11 protein-coding genes are annotated in these 17,071 nt (G+C 57.1%); 8 read left to right on the forward strand and 3 right to left on the reverse strand.

Features of this window, described 5'->3' with window-relative positions; genetic code table 11:
• Positions 1-145: 145 nt before the first annotated feature.
• The 8 genes from BRA471DRAFT_RS09520 to BRA471DRAFT_RS09555 all read left to right on the forward strand — a co-directional run bounded on the left by BRA471DRAFT_RS09520 (position 146) and on the right by BRA471DRAFT_RS09555 (position 14,231).
• On the forward strand, positions 146-751 hold the full coding sequence (locus tag BRA471DRAFT_RS09520) for a methyltransferase domain-containing protein (protein ID WP_007606616.1): 606 nt from the start codon (positions 146-148) through the stop codon (positions 749-751).
• Between the two features lie 238 nt (positions 752-989).
• Positions 990-3,206 (forward strand): peptidase domain-containing ABC transporter, encoded by a 2,217-nt coding sequence (locus BRA471DRAFT_RS09525; RefSeq protein ID WP_007606618.1) that lies wholly within the window; start codon positions 990-992, stop codon positions 3,204-3,206.
• Complete coding sequence (locus BRA471DRAFT_RS09530; protein ID WP_007606620.1) at positions 3,196-4,545, forward strand: HlyD family type I secretion periplasmic adaptor subunit; 1,350 nt, start codon at positions 3,196-3,198, stop codon at positions 4,543-4,545. Before BRA471DRAFT_RS09525 ends, BRA471DRAFT_RS09530 begins: the two co-directional genes overlap by 11 nt.
• 38 nt (positions 4,546-4,583) lie before the next feature.
• Positions 4,584-6,584: a tetratricopeptide repeat protein gene (locus BRA471DRAFT_RS09535; RefSeq protein WP_231171072.1), complete on the forward strand. Its 2,001-nt coding sequence runs from the start codon at positions 4,584-4,586 to the stop codon at positions 6,582-6,584.
• A gap of 333 nt (positions 6,585-6,917) precedes the next feature.
• The gene (locus BRA471DRAFT_RS09540) at positions 6,918-11,033 is read left to right on the forward strand and encodes a glycoside hydrolase family 99-like domain-containing protein (protein ID WP_007606624.1); all 4,116 of its coding nucleotides are present in this window, start codon (positions 6,918-6,920) and stop codon (positions 11,031-11,033) included.
• 12 nt (positions 11,034-11,045) lie between these two features.
• Positions 11,046-11,489 carry a hypothetical protein gene (locus tag BRA471DRAFT_RS09545; RefSeq protein WP_007606626.1) on the forward strand — a complete coding sequence of 148 codons (444 nt, stop codon included), beginning with the start codon at positions 11,046-11,048 and terminating at the stop codon, positions 11,487-11,489.
• Between the two features lie 114 nt (positions 11,490-11,603).
• Positions 11,604-12,890 carry a glycosyltransferase family 2 protein gene (locus tag BRA471DRAFT_RS09550; protein WP_007606628.1) on the forward strand — a complete coding sequence of 429 codons (1,287 nt, stop codon included), beginning with the start codon at positions 11,604-11,606 and terminating at the stop codon, positions 12,888-12,890.
• 207 nt (positions 12,891-13,097) lie between these two features.
• On the forward strand, positions 13,098-14,231 hold the full coding sequence (locus BRA471DRAFT_RS09555; protein WP_007606629.1) for a glycoside hydrolase family 99-like domain-containing protein: 1,134 nt from the start codon (positions 13,098-13,100) through the stop codon (positions 14,229-14,231).
• Here the strand turns inward: BRA471DRAFT_RS09555 and BRA471DRAFT_RS09560 are convergent.
• The 3 genes from BRA471DRAFT_RS09560 to BRA471DRAFT_RS40290 form a co-directional block, all read right to left on the reverse strand.
• A complete protein-coding gene (locus tag BRA471DRAFT_RS09560) occupies positions 14,228-14,965 on the reverse strand; it encodes an FkbM family methyltransferase (protein WP_007606631.1) in 738 nt (245 codons plus the stop codon). The genes BRA471DRAFT_RS09555 and BRA471DRAFT_RS09560 overlap by 4 nt on opposite strands.
• Positions 14,966-15,030: 65 nt before the next feature.
• The gene (locus BRA471DRAFT_RS09565) at positions 15,031-15,966 is read right to left on the reverse strand and encodes a hypothetical protein (protein WP_157234044.1); all 936 of its coding nucleotides are present in this window, start codon (positions 15,964-15,966) and stop codon (positions 15,031-15,033) included.
• Positions 15,967-15,979: 13 nt separating this feature from the next.
• On the reverse strand, positions 15,980-16,843 hold the full coding sequence (locus BRA471DRAFT_RS40290; protein ID WP_007606633.1) for a glycosyltransferase family 2 protein: 864 nt from the start codon (positions 16,841-16,843) through the stop codon (positions 15,980-15,982).
• Positions 16,844-17,071 lie beyond the last annotated feature (228 nt).

Below are 17,071 nucleotides of genomic sequence, written 5' to 3' on the forward strand. Positions count from 1 at the left end.
TCTCGACTAAGCTATTGAGTTCTCATCGTTTACCGTTAATTCGGTGAGAGTCGTGACCGGCTGGCAGGGGTACGGTCGGCTTGGTAATCTCGGGCCAAGGTTTGATTGAGATTGTCCGGAAGGAACGTCGTTGCCCCACAAGCGCATGCTCAACGCTGGCTCCGGTCCAGGTCCTGCCCGACGGATCGCCCGAATGACGGCGAAAGCGGATTGGGAAGAAGTGCGGCTGGACATCGACCCGGGCGTTCGGCCGGACGTCGTCGGCTCGATCACCCGGCTCGATGCGTCCTTTGGCCCTCAAGGCTTTGATGCGGTCTGGTCCTCGCACGTGCTTGAGCATCTCTATGCGCACGAGGTCTATCCGGCGCTGCGGCAATTCCACCGAGTTCTCAAGTCAGATGGTTTCGCTCTCATCATGAGCCCGGATCTGGAGGCGGTGGCTCAGTTCATCGTTGAGCATGGGATCGCCGCTGTGGCCTACGAATCGCCGGTTGGGCCGATACGCCCGCTCGATATGCTCTATGGCCATACCCGCTCGATCGAAGAGGGGCAACACTATATGGCCCACCGCACAGGTTTTACCCCGGAGCGGCTTGGCAACCTGCTGCTCAGTGCAGGCTTCCCTACGGTATCGGTGCGGAGCCAGGATTTCGAGGTCTGCGCGCTGGCGATAATGCCCGAGGCCGATGGCGTTGCCATTCAGAAGGAGCTTGCCGCCTGCGGCTTCGATTTTCACGAGCAATTTGCCTAGCTTGTGACCGGAAGCTTCTCCGCCGCAGTGTTAAAGTTTATCGCAGAAGAGCCGCAGTGTTAAGGTTTATCGCAGAAGAGGTGGCTTTTTACCCCATGGGAGCGGGCTTTCCGCATAGCAAGATCACCTGATTTATTATATGAATTTAATAGCTTGGCCCGAAGCGTCAGAGCGTTAGATTTTTCGGCTCCGTCGGTAGGCCATATCGTTTCTTCTAGAGGTTAGAGACAGGACCCCAATGAGCTCCGAACTCGTTCGCGAAGGCGCCTCGACCGACCCCACACCCGCCTCGGCACTTGAGTGTCTTGTCATCGTGGCCCGCCAGCATGGGATGCATTTGACGCCGACTCAGCTGGTGCAGGACAATTTGCTTCGCGATCAGAACGTCTCGATCCCGCAGCTGATCAAATGTGCCGAGAATGCCGGCATGAAGGCCAAGGCGGTCAAGCTCGATTGGGCCCATCTGGCGCAGCTGAAGAAGGCACTGCCGGCGGTCGTTTGGCTTCGCAATGGCGCCGCCATGGTGCTGCTCTCCGTTGACGGCGATCCACAAAATATCCGCGTCACGCTGCGTGATCCCAATGCGGCGGACGACGCCCTGCTGGTCATCGACCAGCCGCGGTTCGAGGACATCTGGTCGGGGGATGTCGTGCTGGTCAAGCGCGACTACGAGATTTCGGATGAGGACCAGCCGTTCAGCTTCGGCCTCATCACGTCGCTGATCTTCCGCGAACGGCGCATGGTGCGCGATGTCGCGATCGCCGCGCTCGTGCTCGGTTTCCTATCGCTCGCGCCGATCATGTTCTGGCGCCTCATGTCGGACAAGGTGATCTTCTACAAGGCGTACAACACATTCTACGTGCTCTGCGTTGGCATGCTGGTCGTGATCGCATTCGAAGCCGCGTTCTCGTTCCTGCGACAGTTCCTGGTACACCGGCTCACCTCGCGTCTCGACGTGAAGCTGTCGACCTACGTGTTCGAAAAAGTGTTGAGCCTGCCGATCGACTATTTCGAGCAAAACGCGGTCGGCCTGATCTCGCGCGACATCCGCGAAGTCTTCCGGGTCAGAACGTTCCTGGTTGGCCAATTGTTCGGCACCGTCCTGGACTCCACGATGCTGCTGTTCTTCCTGCCGGTGATGTTCTTCTTCAGCCCGGTCATGACCTTCATCGTTCTCGGATTTGCCGGCCTGATCGTGGCCTGGCTGGTGCTCATGCTGCCGGCTTATCGTAAAAAATCAGGTGCCGTCATGGCTGCGGAGGGCGCGCAGGGTGCGTTCCTGATCCAATCGCTCAACGGCATTCGCACCATCAAATCGCTCGCGCTCGACGCACGTCAACGGCATATGTGGGACGTGTTGGTCGCCCGCGTCGCCAAAGCGCGAATTGGCGAGGCCATGACCGGCACCATGATCCAAACCGTGGTTCGACCGCTGGAGCGGCTCGCGGTCAGCGGCTCTTACGCCATCGGCGTTTATCTGGCGCTCACGACGAATGATCCGATCTACATTGGCGCCATGTTTGCGTTTCTGATGCTATCGCAGCGGGTTTCGGCTCCGCTGATGCAAATGGCGCAGCTCATCAACCAATATGACGAAGCGCGGACGGCCGTCGCCACGGTCGGCAAGCTTGTCAATCAACCCGCCGAAGAGGGCCGTTCAGGTCACGGTGTGCGCACGCCATTCAAGGGGCAGGTTGAATTTTCCGGTGTGACCTTCAAGTACAAGGGGACGGTCACGCCGGCGCTCAACGACGTCTCGTTCGAAATCCCGCAAGGGCAAACGCTCGGGATCATGGGCAAGAGCGGCTCGGGCAAGACCACGATCACTCGGTTGTTGCAGCGGCTGCACTCTGATTATGGTGGGCTTATCAAGATCGATGGCATCGATGTGCGAGAGTATGATGTCGACCATCTTCGGCGCAATGTCGGTGTTGTCCTGCAGGAAAACTTCCTGTTCAGTGGAACCATCCGGGAGAACATCGCGGCGGCCAAGCCTGATGCTACGTTCGATGAGGTGGTACGCGCGGCGCGACTTGCCGGCGCCGAGGAGTTCATCGACAAGCTGCCGCGCGGCTACGAGACCTATATATATGAAGGCTCGCCGAACCTTTCCGGTGGTCAGCGGCAGCGGCTTGCGATTGCGCGGGCGCTGATCGTCGACCCGCCGATCCTGATCCTGGACGAGGCCACGAGCGCGCTCGATGCCGACAGCGAGGCCATCGTCAATGCGAATATCGCACGCATCGCTCATGGGCGCACGTTGATCGTTATCTCGCACCGTCTGTCCTCGCTCGTGAAGTGCGACGCCATTGTGGTCCTCAATCGCGGCGTGATCGACGATGTCGGTCGCCACGAGGAGCTCCTGGAGCGCAACGACATCTATAGCGGGCTTTGGCATCAGCAGAATAATCATATGATTGCACCGGTTCGACGGAGCCCCAGCCTTGTCTCGTAGTCAGCAAGCGTCCCTTACGACCGTTCGACAGTTTCAGTCCGAGACGGACGCGATCCGCGAGGAGGCAGAGCCCCGGGTTGCGCGCGCCACCCTGTTGGTGCTCACGGCTTTCGTTGTCGTGATCGTTGGGATCATGTGTCTGACGCGCATCGATCGTGTGGTCTCGAGCGTCGGCGGCAAGATCGTTCCGGTCGACCAAATCACGGTGTTGCAGGCGCTCGACCCCTCGATCATCAAGACCATCGACGTCAGGGAAGGGGATCAGGTCAAGACCGGGCAATTGGTCGCTACGCTTGACTCGACCTTTACCGCGGCGGATGTGCATCAGTACAAATTGCAGATCGCGAGCCTTGAAACGCAAATGATGCGGGACAAGGCCGAGCTCGATGGAAGTGTGCTGGTCTTCCCCGATCGCAATGACGAGGCGTTCAAGAGCTATGCGGATCTGCAGGGGGCGCTGTACGACCAGCGCGATGCGCAGTACAGGGCGCAGCTGTCGAGCTTCAATTCCAAGATCGAGCAGACGAAAGCTACTATCCAGAAGCTCGAGAAGGATGACGAGCGTTTCGGCCAGCGCGAAGAGATCGCAAAGAAGGTCGAAGATATGCGTACGAGCCTGGCCGAGAGCGGCAGCGGTTCGAAGCTCAATCTCTATGTGTCGCAAGATCAGCGCATCGAACTGTTGCGGCAAATGGACAGCACGCATAACAGCCTGCTCGAATCCAAACATACGCTGCAATCGCTCATTGCCGATCGCAATGCTTTTGTCCAGCAGTGGCGTGCGCAGCTCAGCCAGGATCTGGTGCAGACCCGCAATAACCTGGATACGGCACGATCGTCCTACGAGAAGGCCAATAAACACCAGGATCTGGTGCGACTGACTGCCACCGAACCATCGGTTGTGCTGACGATGGCGAAGCTTTCGATTGGTTCCGTTCTAAAGCCGGGCGATCCCTTTATCACCCTCATGCCGATCGGCACGCGCCTTGAAGCGGAAATCAAGCTTGCGTCCCGGGACATCGGGTTCATTCGTTCGGGAGATCGCTGCACCATCAAGGTGGACGCGTTCAACGCCACCGAACATGGCACGGCCGAGGGCAAGGTACGCTGGATCAGCGAAGGCGCATTTACGCTGGATGACGATGGCCGGGCCGTTGACGCCTATTACAAGGCGCGTTGCTCGGTCGAGCACGCGAACTTCATCGATGTGCCCCAGAATTTCCGCTTGATCCCCGGCATGACCCTCACCGGGGATGTCAACGTCGGAACGCGATCGGTTGCGATGTATCTGCTCGGCGGCATGCTTCGCGGCATGAAAGAGGCCATGCGCGAGCCATGATGGCAGCCCAATTTCTCCTTTGGCGAGCCAAGGAGGTCTTGCGCGGGAAATCGTTTCGTCACCGACGGCCCCCGTTCGATGCGGGGGTCGCTGCCTATGAGGCTCAACGCTTTCTTGACGCTTTTCATGCCTGGAGAGACGCCAGCAAGCTTGGCCATGCGGAAGCCGATCACCGGATCGCGCTCCTATACGAAAAAGGCGAGGGCGTTCGTGGCAGCATTGCCGAGGCCGTGGCCTGGCACGAGCGCGCGGCCCAGGCGGGTCATCTCGAAGCGCAATACAAACTGGCGCTGATTTACCGCCATGGCGTGCAGGCCGGGCTCGGGCCTGGATCAGCTGAGACCTGGCGGCGGTCGTCCGAGGAGCGGCTCGGTGAGAAGGCATCGTCGCTTCATGCTCTGATCTTTCCACATGGGACGGCCGTTGCCAAAAACTCTGAAGCTGCGTTTCGTTGGGCCAAATCCGCGGCAGATGCGGGCAAGGCCGAGGCGCAGGTCTTGCTTGGCGACCTCTACACAAATGGCGAAGGCTGCGAGCGGGACCTCAAGGCGGCACTCAAATCTTATATGGCGGCCGCGAAACAGGACTTTGCGGCCGGCCAGTTTGCGCTCGGCGATGTCTGCTTCCAGGGCCGCGGACTGCCGGAGAATTTCGAGCTCGCCGCCGAATGGTACCGCAGGGCTGCGGATCAGGATTACGTCCGGGCGGCGGTGGCGCTCGCGTTCATGCATCTGAAGGGCAAGGGACTGCCTGAGGATCATGCTGAGGCCGCGCGGCTGTTTGCAAAGGCGGCCGAACACGAAGACGCCGTTGCGCTCTACCATATCGGTATCATGCGTCTCAACGGGGATGGTGTGGAACGAGACCGTGAGCGCGCGGAAACGCTGTTGCGGAAATCGGCGCGCAAGGATTATCTGCCGGCGATCCTGGCGCTTGGCGAATTCTATGCTCTCGGAGCGGGCGCGGAGCCCGACCTGCGAGAGGCCGCGTATTGGTATCAGAAGGCGGCCGAGCGCGGCGATGTGCAGGCTCAATTCTTTACCGGCCGGTTCTTTGCCACGGGCGACGGCGCGCCGCCCAATCTGCGGGAGGCGGCAAAATGGTTCCTTCGCGCCGCCGAGAACAAGCATCCCACGGCGGCCTTCAACATCGCGACGTTTTTGGCCAATGGCACCGGCCTGGAGAAGGATATCCCTGCTGCGATCAAATGGTTCGAGGTCGCAGCCGAAGGCGGCCTGAGCGCGGCCAAGATTCAGCTTGGGCGTCTCCATGCGGCCGGCGGAGGCGGCACCGACCAGGCGCAGGCAAAACAATGGCTGGAGCAGGCCGCCAACGCCGGCGATCCCGAGGCCAAGGTCGCCTACGCCCAGTTCCTGCTACAGACTGACAAGGAGCGCTCGCTCAGGCGCGCCACGGACCTCCTGACGGAGGCCGCCGAGGCCAACTACGGGCCGGCGAAGCTTATGCTCGGGCACCTCTATGCGGGGCGGCTGGGGGTGCCTCCTGTCCCGTCGTTCGCGGTGAAATGGTACAGCAGCGCCGCCGAGGCCGGATCCGTCGAAGCCATGATGGAGGTTGCTAACCTCAATCTCGGTCAGAACAAGCTTGGTGCCGATCCCAAGCAGGCGGCTCTATGGCTTGAGAAAGCCGCGCGCGCGGGCCATGCGGTAGCCCAGTTTCAGCTCGGGGTGATGTTCTGCACCGGCAACGGCGTCGAGCTCAATCTTCAACGGGGTCTCAGTTGGTATGAGGCGGCGGCAAAGCAGGGCCATGCGCTCGGCCAATTCAATCTCGCGGTGATGCTGTCCAAGGGCCAGGGCTGCGAGCGGAACGCGGAAAAGGCGGTCGAATGGTTCGAACGAGCTGCGGAACAAGGCATGCCCGCGGCCCAGCTTGCGCTCGCAGACGCCTATGCTGCAGGTTCCGGCGCTCCCACAAATGCAGAATTGGCTGTCAGGTGGTATGAGAAATCAGCGCAGCAGGGCAATGAATTGGCGCGGCAGCGCCTTGCCGCGCTGAACCGCGGTCCGACCAGGTAAGGGCCAGCTTCGCAGTTGCTTGTCTACGCGTCCGCACCATCGAACCCTTCGCCGTGAGGCTTTAAAGCACGCCAGCGCAACAACATTCATCAAGAGCAGCGAACCGGGCCCGAGACATAAGGGGGCACGTATTGAGTGACTTTTGCAACACTGTTTTCGACGAAACGGGGCCATGAATTAAGATTAAATACGACACTCTGCTTGGCTGCATTGCGCCAGGTTCTGCTGGCATCTAGAAACAGCAAGGGCAGTCTCTTCGATTCAATTTCGGCGTCCGGTGGCACCAGGTTTGCTTGGAGGACGTGGCCTGCTTCTTGATTTGGGGCGCTTCAGATGTCGGATTTTGTCAGCGGTCTTGTCCGAACCTCCGCCAACCGGAAGTCTGGCGGAAGCAAGTCGAAAGCTCCCAAAAAATCGGGACAGGCCACGGCTGCTCATGAAGCAGGTGTCACGCCGGAGCAGCTGAAAATCGCAAAGGACTATTTGGTTCGACACGGCCTGTTCGACACCGATTACTACGTCAGCACCTATGGTGACGTTGCAAAATCCGGCGTTGATCCTTTCGAGCATTTCTTCCTGCACGGTTTTTTGGAGGGACGACGTCCCAACGTCCTGTTCGATACGGCCTGGTACATCGCGACCAACCCCGACGTGACAAGTTCCCGCGTCAATCCGCTGCTGCACTATGCGCGCATTGGCGAACCCGCCGGAACGAGGCCCAACCCACATTTCGACCCTGCCTGGTATCGGACGTCTTACGGACTGACACCAAGCGAGAGCCCGCTCGGTCACTATCTGGCAAATCGCAAGGGGCCGTTCAGCCCGATCCCCGAATTCGACTCGCAATATTATCTGTCGACCTACCCTGATATTCGCGACGCCGGCGTCGACCCGTTCGAGCATTTCATGTCGTACGGGTTCAAGGAGGGACGCAACCCGTCAGCCGAATTCGATGTGCGCTTCTACGTGCAGCGCTATCTCGGGGGAAAATTTGAGCAGAACCCGCTGGTGCATTTCCTGGAGCATCGCGAGGAGAAGGGCGTCTATTCGAAGCCGCCGCTGAACGAGGCCACGATCCCCGCAGAAATCCGCAGATTCACGCGGAGCGGTCCGCAATTTGAAGAGCTGCAACCGCTGCCGCCGCGAGCCAAGCGACGCGCCAAAGTTCTGGCGTATTATCTCACCCAATTCCACTCCTTCCCCGAGAACGACAAATGGTGGGGCAAGGGCTTTACGGAGTGGACCAATATTGCCCGCGGCGTCCCGCGCTTCAAAGATCACTATCAGCCGCGCGTGCCGCGCGATCTCGGCTTTTATAGCCTCGAAGACATCAACACGATGCGCAAGCAGGTCGAGCTTGCGCGCCGCAGCGGCATCGATGGTTTCGTGTTCTACTATTACTGGTTCAACGGCAAGCGGCTGCTGGAGCGGCCGCTGGAGCAATTCCTTCAGACCCGTGACGTCGACATGCCGTTCTGCCTGATGTGGGCGAACGAAAATTGGACCCGGCGCTGGGATGGGATGGAAGGCGAAGTTCTGATCTCGCAGGATTATCTTGCCGAGGATGACGAGCTGCTGCTCGCCGACTATGCGCGGCATTTCTCCGACCCGCGCTATATTCGTATCGATGGCCGACCGCTTCTAATGGTGTACCGGCCTGGCATCATCCCGAATGCCAAGGAGGTCATTGAACGCTGGCGCGAGATCTTCGCCGAGAAGTTTGGCGAAGATCCAATCATTGTCATGAGCCAGAGCTTCGACGATTTCGATCCCCGCATTTATGGACTGGACGGCGCGATCGAATTTCCGCCGCACAAGATCACCAAGTTCACGCCACGTATCAACAACGAGGTCGAGCTGTTCGATGACACCTTTAACGGCCAGGTCTACCGTTATGAGGATGTGGTCGACTATTCGCTGAAAGAGCCGCGTGCAGATTTCCCGCTGATCAAGACGGTGGTGCCTAGCTGGGACAATGACGCGCGGCGTCAGGGATCTGGTCTGGTGATCCAGGGCTCCACGCCGGCGAAATACGAGGCCTGGCTGTCAGCTTTGATCGAGCGCGCTCAGACCGAAACGTTCTTCGGCGAGCGCATCATTTGCGTCAATGCCTGGAATGAATGGTGCGAGGGCGCCTATCTCGAGCCTGACCTCTATTACGGATCAGCCTATCTGAATGCGACGGCGCGGGCGGTTGCCGGAATCCAGCGCGATGCCACCATGCCCAAACTGCTGCTGGTGGGGCATGACGCGTTTCCGAGCGGCGCGCAGCACCTTCTGCTTCACATCGGCAAGACGCTGCGAAGCGCGTTCAACGTCGATGTCCGCTTCCTGCTCATGGAAGGCGGCAAGCTCGAGTCTGAATATGCGCAGGTGGCGCCGGTTACCATCGTCCGCGGCGTCAACGAGCTTCCGGGCAAGCTGGCTGAGTTGTGCGATCAGGGGGTGACGGCCGCGGTCGTCAATACGTCGGCAAGCGGCAGCGTCGTGCCGTTCCTCACCAAGCGCGGCATCAGAACGATCAGTCTCATCCACGAACTGCCGCGTATTCTGCGGGAAAAGAACCTGGAGGATCTGGCGCGGCGCAGCATCACCGCCTCGCACAAGGTCGTGTTTGCTTCGCGCTTTGTCCAGGACAGTCTCGTGGCGGGCCTGAAGCTTGAGGAGGATAAATCCGACCGGTTCGTGATTTTCCCGCAAGGCAGCTACAAGCAGATCGAGGCCGCACCGGACAAGGCGCGGCAGCTGCGCTACGAACTGGGTATCCCTGCGGGCGGGCCGGTCGTGCTCGGCGTCGGCTATGCTGACTTACGCAAAGGGTTCGATTTGTTTCTGCAGGCCTGGCGGCTTGCGCATTTGAGCAATCCCAGCGTCCATTTCGTGTGGGTCGGCGACCACGATCCCGGCATGATGGAATGGCTCGCGGGCGAAGTCGCGGCGGCAGAGGCTACGAAGACGTTTCATCTGATCGGCTTCCGTAGCGACATGGAGACCTTCTATTCGGCCGCCTCCGTGCTTGCGCTCACCTCGCGCGAAGATCCATTCCCAACGGTTGCTCTGGAAGCGCTCGGCATCGGCGTTCCCGTGGTTGCTTTCGCAAACTCGGGCGGAATCCCTGAATTCCTGCTGCAGAACAAGCTTGGCCGGGTCGTCGAGTATTGCGATACCGCGGCCATGGCACGAGCGATCGGCGAACTCATCCGATCGCCGGTCGCGCCCGCCGAGCGGGATCGCATGATGGATCTGATCGAGCAGGATTTCTCGTTCCCCAATTACGTCAAGGGCCTGCTCGAGCTTGCTGCGCCCACTCTGCCGACCGTTTCGGTGGCGGTGCCGAACTACAACTACGCCCATTGCCTCGGCGAGCGGCTCGATACGATTTTTGATCAGACCCATCCGGTCGACGAAATCCTCGTGCTGGACGACGCCTCGACCGACAGCAGCGTCGACGTCATCATGGAGGTTGCAGAAGGCCGGCAGCGCGATCTCGCCCTCATCATCAACGAGGAGAACTCCGGATCGGTCTTTGCGCAATGGGCCAAGGCGGCCGAGATGGCCAGCGGCGAGTTCCTCTGGATCGCGGAAGCCGACGATCAGTCCGATCCACAGTTCCTCGCGCGCCTGGTCGGCATCATGAAGGCCGATCCCGACATCGCGCTGGCTTTCTCCGACTCGCGCTCGATCGACGCGGAAGGGCGGGAGGTCTATGCGAGTTACAAGCCCTATTATGCGAGCATCGAGCCGGAGGCGCTGTCGCGCAGCGAGGTGTTCAGCGGGCCGGATTTCATCGCGCGCTATCTTGCGGTCAAGAACACGATCCTGAACGTCAGCTCGGTGGTCTGGCGCCGCGAGGCGCTGCTCACGGCGCTCGAGGCCTGCGGCTCGGAGCTCAAGCACTTCCGCATGGCCGGCGACTGGCGTCTTTACCTGCAGGCACTGGTCCCCGCCGGCGCCAAAATCGCCTATGTGGCCGACCCGCTCAACGTCCACCGCCGGCATGCCGAAAGCGTCACCCACTCACTCAAGGCCGAGAAGCACGTCGCCGAAATTGCTGCAATGCACGCGGCGATCCGCGGTGCGGTCAAGCTGCCGAAGAAGCAGGCGCTCGCCCAGGCCGCCTATGTCGACGAGGTTACGCGTCAGCTTCTCAGCCCCGCAGAGGCGCCTGCTGAGGCGCGTCGTGCAGATGGCGTCGCCCAGTCTACCCAGGCGCCTGGCACGGCCGGCAAGCCGAAGACTGCCAAACCTTCCACCGCGCCCCGCAGGCCCGCAGAGCGCACGAAAAATTCTGAGAGAAAAACTAAAGCAAAGACCAAGGCCGAACCATCAGGGAAGACCGGATCGGCCACGACAACGCTTCGCCAGCGGTCGCAGCCGCCCGGCTCAAAGCAAGGCCGCTCGCGCACATCCGGAGCCCCGGCTAACCAAAAATCCGCGACCCCCGACTAACGAGAGCCCCATATGTTTGTCCCCTCTTACGAACCCCTCCTCAAGAGCCTCAACTCCAGCCGCGACCAGGCCGAGGCCGCCCAGGAAATCAAGATTCCGCTCCCCCTCCTGAAACTCCTCCTCCAGATCGCGCTTGCGCAGGTTGATTTCAACGAAGATAGTTATCTGGCGGCGAACCCGGACGTAAGAGAGGCGGTCGAGCGTGGTGCCATCGAAAGCGGTCTAATGCATTTCATCGGCTACGGGTATTTCGAGGGGAGGCGAGGTGGCATGGCGGTCGTGGATGAGAAATGGTATTTGAAGAAATATCCGGATGTCCGTTTGGGGATCGAGGCGGGAAAAATCTCGTCAGCGGAGCAACATTTCAATGCGGCCGGGGCAGACGAAGGACGTAGTCCAAATTCTTCGGAGGAGGATAGCGCACTACAGTGGAAGAAGGTGCTGGACAAAAATTGATCGGCGGTTAGGGGCATACCCTATCATTTGAACGACCACCTTGGAACCAGACTTTCTAGATCCGCGTGCAAGGTGCTCTTTGCTTTAGCTTACAAGAACGTTGATTGAGCTGCTATGCAATCCTCTTTCCTGCACGATCTTTCGCGTCTCTGTGATGAGAACCGACACGAAGAGATCAGTAAGACGATATCCGCCCGTTTTTCGTTGGATGCGGCCCAAAGCGCTCACGTTGATGCATTTGTTGAAGAGCTTCGACAAGGGCGAGCCAGCGCTACTTCTTTGATTGATGGGGTAAAGTTAAGTCCGGGAGAGGTGGCGCTACTCCAGACCCGTTTCCCTGATAAGCCATCCACCATATTTAATGCCGAACTCGATTTTTTTGCTGAGTCGGTTCCTGAAAATCTTGCGACGAGCCTTATTTATGCTGCCAATCGGTTCATCCCGAAAACTGGTAAGGTAGCGGTGGTTGCGTCCGTTCGAAACGAAGGCCCGTGGATTCTAGAGTGGATTGCGCATTATAAGGGCCTCGGAAGCGATCTCATTGTTGTCGTACACAATGACTCGGATGATGGAACAAACGAGATCCTAGATTACCTTTCCGCTCGTGGTGAAATCATCGCTATCCGCAACGTTGTTGCCGGACCGGTATCTCCTCAGCGAAAGGCCTTCAACTCAGTGCTGCACCTGTTGCAAGATGTGCATGCCTGTGAGTGGGTGGCCTTTCTTGACGCAGACGAGTTTCTCGTACCTCTGGGCAGACTGGATGAAACTTTCGCGGGGGTGATTGATGACATTGAGGGGCGCGCTAGACAAGAAGGATCCGCGATCGTTGATGCGATCCTACTGCATTGGCGGTGGTTTTCATCGCCACTGCAGTACAATTGGGAGCCCGGCCTAACAACGGAGAGGTTTACCTTCTCGGCTGAGAACGATCATGTGAAATCAATCGCACGCATCTCTAACGTCTGGTCCATGTCACGGCTTCACGTTCCGGCGCTCATTCGGCCTGGGCGGGCCGTGAACTCTGCAGGCCATGAAGTGAGCATTTCTGAGCAATTGAAGCCGCCGCGCTATGAAGTGGCGCAGATAAACCACTATTTTGCAAAATCATTCCAGGAGTTCGTGCTGAAGAAGGCGCGCGGCCGTGGTGCGATGGGTTTGGCGGGTCCAAGTAGGGAGTTTGAAAACTTTCTCTGGGGAGCTCACCAGTTGTCGTTCCAGCGCGGCGATTTCTCCAGAACGATGGGCCTGCTCCAATCTTGGCTAAACGACCCAATACTATCGAAGTTGAATCATGCGAGTGAAGAGAATTCTCGCTTGAAGGTTCGGCAATTTGAGCAGGAACTTGACTTGCCTAAATTGCATGCCGAGATCACCAAGTATGTTAAGCCAGTGACCTAATCGCCTAGCGGGTCAGACATCTGGCGTAAGTCCTATACTTCAGGATCGAACGGGCACGGAACATCGATTAACCTTGGAGCGTTTTACGGATTGGGTTCGTGTGGTCTCGAAGCTCACGCGAGCTTATGAAGAGGCGCTCGTTTCGTCACTGTCTTGCCCTGAGATGACGGACGTCAATTTGAAGCGCCGCGCTCGGATGGAGGGGCCATGGCACGATTTTCACGGCGCGAGTTTCTGCAATCGTCGATCGTGGCGGTGGCAGCCACAGTCTCGTCCTCCAGCAGAGCAGCGTCTCCACTTAGCGCCGCCGGTGCAATTCGTTGGGACGCTTGGTACGCTCGAAAAGACAATTCGATACTTGCCCAAGAAAACTTAGGGCCAAACAAGTTTCATGCACGAGCACCAAAGCACTGCGAGGAATTGAGTCTCAGCGATGTAAGTTGTGTCGGTTCGCAGGTAATTATGGACAACGAAATCTTAGCGGCGGCCAAAGGCGGCTTAAACTTTTGGGCCTTTGTCTGGTTTGCGTCGGACACCAGTTTCCGAACGGCGTGGGATCTCTACCAAGCGAGCAAATACAAGTCGTGCGTCAACTGGTGCGGCATTGCCACATTAGAGCACTTCGGATCATCATCCAGCGGCAAGCTTGGGTGGAGAGAGAAATGTCAAGAGTGGGCGGCTTATATGGCGCAAAAGAATTATCAGAGGGTTGAAGTTAGCGGGGTCAAAGAACGTCCTTTGCTTTTTCTTCTTTGGTATCCGAGCGACATCCAGAACTATTTCGGTGGCAATCTCGCTAATGTCCGATCCGCACTGTCGTATCTGAGAGAGCTTGTGACGGGCCGAGGATTAGGGGCCCCTTACATTGTGATTATGAATGGAGTCAACGGCGCGCCATTGGTTAGTGAGGTAGGAGCAGACGCAATTTCAAACTACATCCCGTCATTTGTTCCAGGGCACCTGAGTTCATACGTTGACCTTGATAAGCAGGCTCAGAAGTATTGGCGTCAACTGTCGAAGACCGGGGCGCAAACAGTGCCCATAGCGATCGTCGGTTGGGATACGCGACCTCGCCAAGACGCAAGCTCGCATTGGCGTCCGCAGAATTTCGATCCAGACCGGTATTACTCGATTGCGACTCCTGAACAATTTAGCTCCCACCTTCGATCGGCAGTTTCGTACATCGACAACAATCTAGACTCTTGCCCTTCCAGAGTGTTGCTCATCTACTCATGGAATGAGTGTGACGAGGGCGGAGCCTTGATGCCGACTCTCGGTGATCCGGAGGGTAATCTCCTAGCCGCCACGGCAGCGGTGATGTCTTCCCGCACTTGTAACTAAGAAGAGTTGGGCGAGCGCGTGGGAACAAATAGGTAATTGCCTTGCCCTCGATACATTGTCACAAAATCAATGAGGCGATAGCCGAGAGATTCGAGTAAAAACGTCACTTGTTCGATGCGCTTTTGTCCAACTTCAATGAAGATAGCAGGTTGACACCTTTTTAAAGTTTCTTGTGCGCCTTCGAGTAAGGCGAGCTCATGACCCTCCACGTCTGCTTTAATGAAATCGAGCTCCTTGATCTCGAATGAATCTAGGGCTCTCACTGAGACGTTTTCGGAGAAGACTTCTGCGCTCCCCGCGCTATTGACGCTCACCAAATGGCCGTTTCCCCAATTTTCGCTAGAGGAAACTCGAATCTTCGCCTCAAAGTCGGATCCGCTTATTCCGAATCTTAGGTATGATTGGTCTACCGAAGTGAGATGGTTCAGCTCGATATTCTTCTTCAATATCGATTGCAGGTGTGTATTTGGCTCAAAGACATAGACCTTTGCGGGTCTACAAAATAGCCCAAAATAAACAGTGTGATTGCCGACGTTCGCACCAATGTCAGCAATGATGGCGCCCTCGGGAATGGAGTACTTCAAGCGTTCGAGGATATTTTGTTCGTAGAAAGACTTGTGCAGTTGAGCCTTTTGTACGACATCGCGGGGCTCTTCGATGAAGAACCTCACCAATTTGTCATCATAAACGAATTCCACGACTCGTTGGTGTTCGGTAGTTGTCGCGTTTTGCACCAGCGTGCTCCAATTAGGGTTTGGCTACGGACGTGCGTTTGCCGGGGGGGCGGTCGCGCGAACTTTCAACCAACATTCCAAGAGAACTTCGTTTTGGACATCGCGCATTCTTTGTTCAAAAAGCTAACGATGCGATCGTGTACCAGCTTTGTAAGATCCATATCGTCCGCTGGCGCTCTGGTCACGAAGCGCTCTGCCATTTCGGAAATCACTATATCCGCTTTGAATCTGTCGACCAATTCATAGTCAATGGAGGCTGACCAAACAAACTGAACGGCGCGAAACGTTTCAGCAAGCAATCCGGACAAAAGGTGCGGGCGATATTCTGAATAAGAGTCGCCAAACAGCAAAACCCTTCGGTTATCCAATGACGCGGGATTGTCATAACCTATCGAGGTTCCGGTGTGCATGTTTGCTTGAAGTCGGCCGTTTAGCAACTCGAGAAACCGGACCATCTCATTTTTGAATACGATTCTGGATTTGTTCAATAGCTGAGCGCTTCCCCAAAGCTCTTTGACGGGTGGGTTCAGCTTTGATCCCAAATCAAGGGTGAGCTCGATGTGATGGATAGGTCTTGTTCTTAACATTAAGTCAGGGGAAGCACCGAGTGCTTTGCAGATCTCGAGATAAGCTCTGTATGCGCCAGCGAATGTCCAATGCGTATCTGTTTTCCAATAAAGCTGTTGGCGCTGCTTTTCCTCAGCGAAGGCAGGGATCAAGTTCAGCACGAAGCCGGAAAGTTCATTGCACCAAATTCGATCTGCGGGTGAATGCTGAAGCAGAGGAAAGTCAGGGCCGATGTGATCCCGGTAAATAGAGAGCTTCTCAGGCACCCAGACGTGAAGATATTTGACTTGTCGCTCAAGCAGTCTCTCTTGACGTGCAATCAACCGCTGGCGCCAACCATGAATCGTATCTTGAGAGAGAAAGGAGAGCTCAGTGTAGAGTTTACGCACATCGTTGGATCCGTCGGCAAGAAACAACCAGCCATCTGATCCCACATAGACTCCATTCTCAAACATAGCCGTGAAACCGGTCCGGAATGAGGAGGAGCTCGTCGCAGCGCACTCCGTTGTTGTAGTAGAAGAGGTCTTTCTGGTCTGGGTGCTGCTTCACAAAGCTCTCAATCCAGTCAAGGTGCTTCTTAATGTGGGGAGCGTCTGCGTGTAGGCTCGTTCGCAGCTTTGGCAATCCAGCTTGAGCTCGAACGATTTGCTCATGCTGATCGGCCGTCCACCGCTGGTAGTGATCTGGCGGTCCGTCCCCCCAGGGCATCGCGCGCGTCTTCTCCAAGCGCTTCAGTGAAGTAGGAAGGTCGAAGTTGCGCGCATGGAATAGGAACAATTGATCAAATCGGATTGGGTGATTTGATGAATGGAAGCCGGGCGTCCACTTGGTGGGCGACCGAACTAGCAGAGGCTTGCACATTGCAAACGAAAATCTAACCCACTGCCGCTGACCGATCATCGGACGGGTAGTGTCAAGATCTTGCTCTAGGTCTGGGACATGAATGATGTTAAGGCCAATTGCATTGACAGACTCGCTTTGATTATTTGCGCAGTATTCTGCAAGGGAGCTGTATCTGTCAGGCTCTGGTATAAGAAACTCATCTACGTCAGTATAAATTACCGTCTCGTACCATTCCAAAAGTGAGGTGCAGAACTGGGAAATGAAGTTTGCACGCTTCTTATCATGCATAGGAGACCGGGGGATACGCACTAGATTAGTACCGTCGACGTCCCGCGTGCTTCCATCGTCAGATCCATGGTCAACAATATAACAATGATCTGCGCCAAACTGCTTGCTATAATACCGAATCCAATGGGGCAAGAAGGCTGGTTCATTGTAGACCATTGTTACGACAGCGCATTGGTTCATTCAGCATCTCCAGAGCCTTCACCGCTAATCTTACCAGCTTGGCGGCCCCCCGGCAAACCTCCGCGCTCGACGTGTATGAGGAGCCTCCGTTAGCCCTTAGTCAGGAGCTGGGTCCACGTTCTCTCGAGATACGCAAATCATCGGGGATCATTTGGGTGCAGCGTGAAATCCATCAAGCAGTTGCTCGACGACAGTTTGCAATGAGTCGAGTACAAGTCAGACTATGGG

The organism is Bradyrhizobium sp. WSM471, assembly GCF_000244915.1.
Classification (GTDB): Bacteria; Pseudomonadota; Alphaproteobacteria; order Rhizobiales; family Xanthobacteraceae; genus Bradyrhizobium.